This window comes from Marinomonas sp. ef1, from assembly GCF_002806845.1.
In the GTDB taxonomy this organism is placed as follows: domain Bacteria; phylum Pseudomonadota; class Gammaproteobacteria; order Pseudomonadales; family Marinomonadaceae; genus Marinomonas; species Marinomonas polaris.
The window spans coordinates 95,497-101,789 of sequence record NZ_NHTT01000015.1 but is presented as its reverse complement, the minus strand read 5'-3'; the positions used below and the strand labels follow the sequence as shown (position 1 = coordinate 101,789).

The 6,293-nt window shown below is 37.3% G+C and carries 6 protein-coding genes; 3 read left to right on the top strand and 3 right to left on the bottom strand.

The features are described 5' to 3' along the window. The 3 genes from CCS02_RS18495 to lepB form a co-directional block, all read left to right on the top strand. Positions 1-1,581: sensor histidine kinase (locus CCS02_RS18495; RefSeq protein ID WP_232728916.1), on the top strand; the 1,581-nt coding region annotated here is incomplete at its 5' end. 8 nt (positions 1,582-1,589) lie between these two features. Beyond that, the gene (locus CCS02_RS18490; protein ID WP_100637402.1) at positions 1,590-2,591 is read left to right on the top strand and encodes an extracellular solute-binding protein; all 1,002 of its coding nucleotides are present in this window, start codon (positions 1,590-1,592) and stop codon (positions 2,589-2,591) included. A gap of 65 nt (positions 2,592-2,656) precedes the next feature. After that, positions 2,657-3,460, top strand: coding sequence for a signal peptidase I (gene lepB, locus CCS02_RS18485; protein WP_157808013.1), 804 nt, complete (start codon positions 2,657-2,659; stop codon positions 3,458-3,460). A 104-nt stretch (positions 3,461-3,564) separates the two neighbouring features. Here the strand turns inward: lepB and CCS02_RS18480 are convergent, their stop codons facing one another. The 3 genes from CCS02_RS18480 to CCS02_RS18470 all read right to left on the bottom strand — a co-directional run bounded on the left by CCS02_RS18480 (position 3,565) and on the right by CCS02_RS18470 (position 6,275). Further along, the gene (locus CCS02_RS18480; RefSeq protein ID WP_232728915.1) at positions 3,565-4,170 is read right to left on the bottom strand and encodes a DoxX family protein; all 606 of its coding nucleotides are present in this window, start codon (positions 4,168-4,170) and stop codon (positions 3,565-3,567) included. Positions 4,171-4,294: 124 nt separating this feature from the next. After that, positions 4,295-5,272, bottom strand: coding sequence for a 2-hydroxyacid dehydrogenase (locus tag CCS02_RS18475; protein ID WP_100637400.1), 978 nt, complete (start codon positions 5,270-5,272; stop codon positions 4,295-4,297). A 43-nt stretch (positions 5,273-5,315) separates the two neighbouring features. Next, a complete protein-coding gene (locus CCS02_RS18470) occupies positions 5,316-6,275 on the bottom strand; it encodes a sugar kinase (RefSeq protein WP_100637399.1) in 960 nt (319 codons plus the stop codon). Positions 6,276-6,293: the final 18 nt, after the last annotated feature.

The following is a 6,293-nucleotide window of genomic DNA, read 5'->3' as shown; positions in this document are numbered from 1 at the left end:
ATTAGGGAAGACTATATTCAAAGAAAAAATAATTTAAGAGTGATTGTTTTAAATGGTATAGATCTTAATGAAAAACATGAAAGAATTTATTTGTGGAAGTTGTTGGAATCGACAATAGAAGCTAAAAATTTATTAGAATTAGGTGAGCTATATAGAGAATTTTTTAAGATATCAAACACAATATCTATTGATGACTTTGGTATGGAAGGAAGAAAGATAAAAAATATATCGCTTGGTTCATTTAATGTTTTTTCAACAATGGAGGAAATAATATCACTAAACATACTTTTGAATCAAAGTTTAGATAAAATAAAATCAAAAACTGATGATTTGTCAAATGATATACTGTTTGATTTCCATCGTTCGCAGGGTGAAAGTATTACTTTAAATTCAAGGTTAATATTTTTGTTTTTTTGTACTTCTTCTTTTTTTTCTTGCTTAATTCTATTTTATATTTGTTTCTTCCTTATCAAATCGAATAAAAGACTTTTTTTGTCTTTGTCAGACTCAATGGATGTTAGGTCTTTTGATTCGAAAGGAAATGTTTTTTCCGGATTGAATGAAAAAGATTTGTTTTTATTTAGAGATGCTATTTCAAATATAGTGCTGGAAAGAAAATTATCTTATATATTAATGGATGGAGATGACAAAACATTATATTTTTCTTCACTTTTTTACGAGCAAAATTTAAATTATTTTTCTAATATTGATGCAAAATCTAAAAGAACCTCCTTTCGCCTTGATATACATGATGATTATGGCCTTATATCTACTGTTTGCCCTATTGAAAGTGAAAATTCGGTTTTACCAACGATTACTTTTGAAATAGAAAAAATAAAAAGTGTTAATAATGATAAGTTTAAGATTGTTTTTATAAAGTCTGAAGTTGAAGAGGTAAATAAGCAAGTTGAACGGTTAGAAGCTTTAGCTATAATCACTGGTTCGGTAGCTCATGATATAAATAATATGATAAGTGTAATTGTAAGTTCTCTTAATGTATTACGGGATTCTAAGTCTACAAATACAATGGAAAGTGGCAAAGTTATAGATAGAGCGTTATTTTCAGCAGATAAAAGTATAAGCTTAATAGATAGGCTTTTGACTTTTTCAAGATCTAAAAAACTTTCTCCAGAATTAATAAATGTTAACGAAATATTAGAAGGAATATATGAGGTTATTTGTTTTGCTGTAAACGACGATGTTAGCGTTGAATTATTTCTTAGTGATATGCCTTTGTATACCTATATTGATGCCGGTCAATTCGAAACAAGTATTATTAACCTTTGTATAAATTCAAATAATGCTATTAAAGGTCATGGTAAAATTAAAATTTCATCGCAGCTTAATATAGATGATAGAGTCACAATAGTTGTAGAAGATAACGGGCATGGAATTCCTAAAAATATACAAGGAAGAGTTTTCGAACCATTTTTTACTGGTCGGAAAAAAGGTGAAGGCCATGGTCTTGGTCTAAGTATGGTATATGGTTTTGTTAAACAAAGTGGTGGCTCTATATTTTTGGAAAGTAAAGTAGGTTTTGGTACAAAAATATCTATCAATTTTTCTCTGAAAAAAATATAAGGGTGCTTATGATACGTTTTATTATTTTTATTGTTTTTTTCTCTATATCAAGCAAATCTATAGCTCAGGACGTTGTTTTAAAAGTATATTGTAGCGCCAAACCTGCTAGTTGCTCTTGGTTAAGCTCTCAAATGTCGAAACTATTTGACCTTCCTAGTCAGATGGAAATAAAAAGCTCAGGGGATGTTCTTCGTTTAATTGAAGCTGGGAATAAAGAGAGATTTGATCTTTGGTGGGGTGGGACAGGAGATACTCATCTTAAAGCCGCAGAAGGAAATTTGCTAATTCCAATGAAATTAAATAATTTGTCGGATCAGCTTTTTTGGTCTAGGAATATCTTTGAAATATCCGGTCAGCATAGTATTGGTATTTATGCTGGGGTTTTAGGAGTTATTGTTAATAAGAGAGTGTTAGCTGATTTAAATCTTGATATTCCTCAATGTTGGTCTGATCTAGGAGATCCAAGGTACAAAAATCAAATTATCATTGGAGATCCAAATGTATCAGGTACATCTTACACATTTTTAAGTACATTATTTCAAATATATAAAGGTGAAAAAACGAGATCGATAATATCAGATATAAAACAAAATGTCCGTCGTACAACCTCAAGCGGTTTTAAGGCTTTAGCACCATTAATTAATGGAGAAAATGCCATATCCATTGCTTTTATTCATGATATTTTTATTGATTTAAAAGGAAGTGACGAATTGGAGGTGGTTATTCCATGTGAAGGAACTGGATATGAAATAGGAGCTGCTAGTATTTTAAATAATAGTAATAACCCTATTCTAGCTCAAAATTTTATAGAGCTAAGTGCTAATCCTGAAATCCAGAATACTTTGGCGTCAGATATAGGTTTACAGATATATTCAAACATTAAAACAGTAAGGTCAAAAGCATATTTTGATAATAGATATTTCAATTTGATTAATTATGATTTTTTCACATATTCTCGACCTGATACCAGACAAAAAATTTTAGATTTATGGAATAATATGAAATTATAAAAATAGTTTTATATTAACTAACCATTGTGAGAGATGATCCGTTACTTATGGAAAGGGTACTAGACGTGATTAAGAAAAGAAAACCTACCGTGGCATTAGTGTTGTCGATTCTGTCACCGGGCTTAGGGCATGTCTACGCTGGTAATGTTAAGAAAGGTTTATTGCTGTTTTTACTTCAATACGGCGTACTTTTTTTATTAGGTAAGCTGGGCTTGTTATCGACAGCTTATGGTATTTGGTTTTCGATTCTATTTTTAGCATGTCTGTATTTGTACGCCATGTTCAGTGCAGTAAGGCTTGCTTTAGCCAATAAAACCTACGAATTGAAACCTTATAATCGATGGTATTGGTACTTGGCTATTTTTGCTTTGATTCTGGTTGTTAGCCAAACTCTAATTTCGTCTCGTGGCTCGATGCTAGGTTTTGAGTTGTATCAAGTTCCTTCTAATCCTATGAAACCAACTTTACAACCTGGTGATTACATTGCCGTCGATACACAAGATCAGTCTTTAAATATTGGCGATGTGGTTGTGTTTCGTTATCCCAATAATAGACAAGTGCTGTTTACGCAGCGAATTGTCGCCTTAGGGAATGACAAGGTTGCGATTAAAGATGGCCAAGTTATGTTAAATGGTGAGCCAGAGCTAATTTCCTCAGTAGATGAGAGTTTCCGATGCAGTGATGTTTCTATTTCTATGCCAGAAAGAGTTGTGCCAGAAGGCCAAGTATTTGTGTTGGGTGATTGGCGAGATAATAGTAATGACAGCCGTTACTGGGGCGCGTTACCTGAATCTGATGTGATTGGTATAGTCACCTATATTTGGCTTTCAAAAGAGTTTAGTCGGATTGGTAATAAGATTAAGCGGTAATTTATTTCAACTAAGTACTTTAGTTTTTGTGTAGAAAGACAGAATAAGAATTAATGAAAGGAAGAGATGGCGTAAATCTCTTCCTTTTTTAATGGCATAAAACGTTAGAACTGTTTTTTAAGTAGACGATCTAGTGAAAAATGAGCCCCGCCGAACGCTGCGATTAACAATGCACCAGCAGTCCAGAAGATAGAGGCAAGTTCTGCTTTTAGTTGTACTGAAGTAAGAAAAGCGCCGCCGCCATCCGCTAAGCGTTTTATGCCATTTGGAGTAAAAAAATCACTACCAGAGTTCAGCGCATCTATGCCTGCTTGAGTTAATAAAGCATCGCCATAAGGATGAGCGAAATGGAACCATAATGTGATGGCTAACATGACTGCATTTGCCAGAGCGATTGGTCGAGTTAGCAAACCCACCGCAATGAACATACCGCCAAAAAATTGCATCCCCGCCAACATTGGTGACCAAAGCCAACCTGGATAGAAGCCTAAGTTTTCAACAAAGCCGACTTGAGCAAAGGGAGCTATGATCTTTGGCCAGCCCTCAACAACAAGCATTCCGCCGATAACAATACGGAACAATGCCCAGCCAAATGGTTGAGCAAACGCATTGTAGAAGCTGCTCATAAATGGCAAATAAAGGTTATCTTTTTCATTTTTAAAAACAGGTAATTTAGACATGCTATCCCTCTCGACTTTAGTGGTTTCCATAGTGGTCTCCATAAGTGAAAGATTATCATTAGCAATTTTTATGACAGCTGATTTGGATCAATATATTGTTACTAAAAGAAGCGAGTAGAAAGATATATTAGAGGAGAAACAGATAGCCAAAAGGCTATCTGTCTAACAAATGTTGATTGGCGCAGTTTTGTGATATATCACCATTAAGTGCATTGATCAGGTTGTCCACAGCGCAAGTAATCATAGCAAGACGTGTTTCTGCCGTTGCTGAGCCGATGTGTGGAAACAAGACAGCATTGTCGAGTTTACAAAGCGGTGAGTCGCCCGGTAGTGGTTCGACTTCAAAGACGTCTAAACCGGCTGCGCGAATAGTGCCATTGCTTAGGGCGTCGACAAGAGCCGCTTCGTCAATCACTTTGCCACGGGAACCATTGATGAAAATAGCGCTTTTCTTCATCATGGCGAATTCTTTTGCGCCAATCAATCGTTCGGTTTCTGGTGTTAACGGCGTCATCACACAGACGAAGTCTGACGTTTGAAGCAGTTCTTCCATCTCCATATAAGTAGCGTTTAAGTCTTGTTCAGCATCTGGTTTACGATTGCGGTTGCTGTATTGAATCTTCATATCAAAACCAAAATGCCCACGCTTAGCAATCGCATAACCAATGCGACCCATACCAATAATGCCAAGGGTTTTACCGTGCACATCTGTACCGTAAAGGGCTTCGCCTATGTTGCTGGTCCAGCGACCTTCTCGCACCATGTTAGATAGCTCTACAGCACGTCGAGCCGCACACATAATCAGAGTGAATAATGTATCGGCGGTGGTTTCGTTCAGTACGCCAGGTGTGTGCATTAAAGGAATGCCACGCTCAGTGAGATAATTTAAGTCATATAGATCTGTGCCGACGGAAATCGTTGATGCGGCTTTTAGCTTAGGTGCAAGGCTCAATAGCTCTGAACTCATTTTAGTGCTGGTGCCAATTAAGCCTTCTGCGTCAGCAAGGGCAGCTATGAAGGCACCTTTGTTATCTTCATTGATATTATTAAAGAAGGTAACGTCATACAGTACTTCAAGTCGCTGGCGTTCTTCTGTTGGAATGTCTCGGTACAAAATTACTTTTTTCTTCATCCTACTATTCCTTTTTAGTTGCCTCTTTCTAGGTCGCTCTTCTCTAAACTGCTTTCTCTAAATCATTGAGGTGTGCACGAGTTGGCAAGCCTTCGCTGTCGCCACGAACCTGGACTGTCAGAGAGCCTAGCAGGTTTCCGCGACGAGCGGCTTGTTCTATTGTTTTACCATCTAGTAGAGCAGATATCACGCCAACAGCAAAGCTATCTCCCGCTCCAACTGTATCGACTACTTTTGCTACAGGGAAGCCAGCGACTGTACCAGATTCACCATTACGGGTTTTAAAGTATGCGCCTTTGCTACCGAGTTTGACGATAACCGTTTTGACGCCACGCTGAAGATAAAAGTTGGCAATCACCTCTGGTTGATCACTATTGGCGAGGATTTTACCTTCTTCTATACCTGGTAAAACAATATCGCTGGCAAAAGCAAATTCATTGATGGTTGCTACCATGGTTGCTTGATTAGGCCAAAGGGAAGGGCGTAAGTTGGTGTCAAAAGAGACGCTGCAGCCTTGTTTCTTAGCGAGTTCTAACGCGTGTTTTGCTGCGTCTCGCATTGGTACCGATACCGCTGCGGCGACACCAGTTAGATGCAAATGTGCGCCTGCTTTGAATAAAGTGTTATCAATGTCTGTTGCGCTTAATGTTGATGCGGCAGAGTTACGACGGAAATACTCGACCTTAGGATCGCTGCCATCGGTTACATTAGACTTCAACATAAAACCAGTAGCGTGGTTGGCGCTTTCAGAAATCCAATCAGTGTGAATGTTTTCTTTGCTTATTGCTTGGCGAATAAACTGCCCAAAGCTGTCTTTACCTACTTTACTAATATAGCTGGCTTCAAAACCTAAACGAGCCATACCGATAGCGACATTGACTTCCGCCCCAGCTAAAGAACGATGGAATTCTTCAATGTCAGCGAGTTGCCCCGGTGTTTTCGCTACAAACATGGCCATTGCTTCACCAAGAGTAACAAAAGAGTGTGTTTGATTTGTTTCCATAATGGATGATTCCTTCTT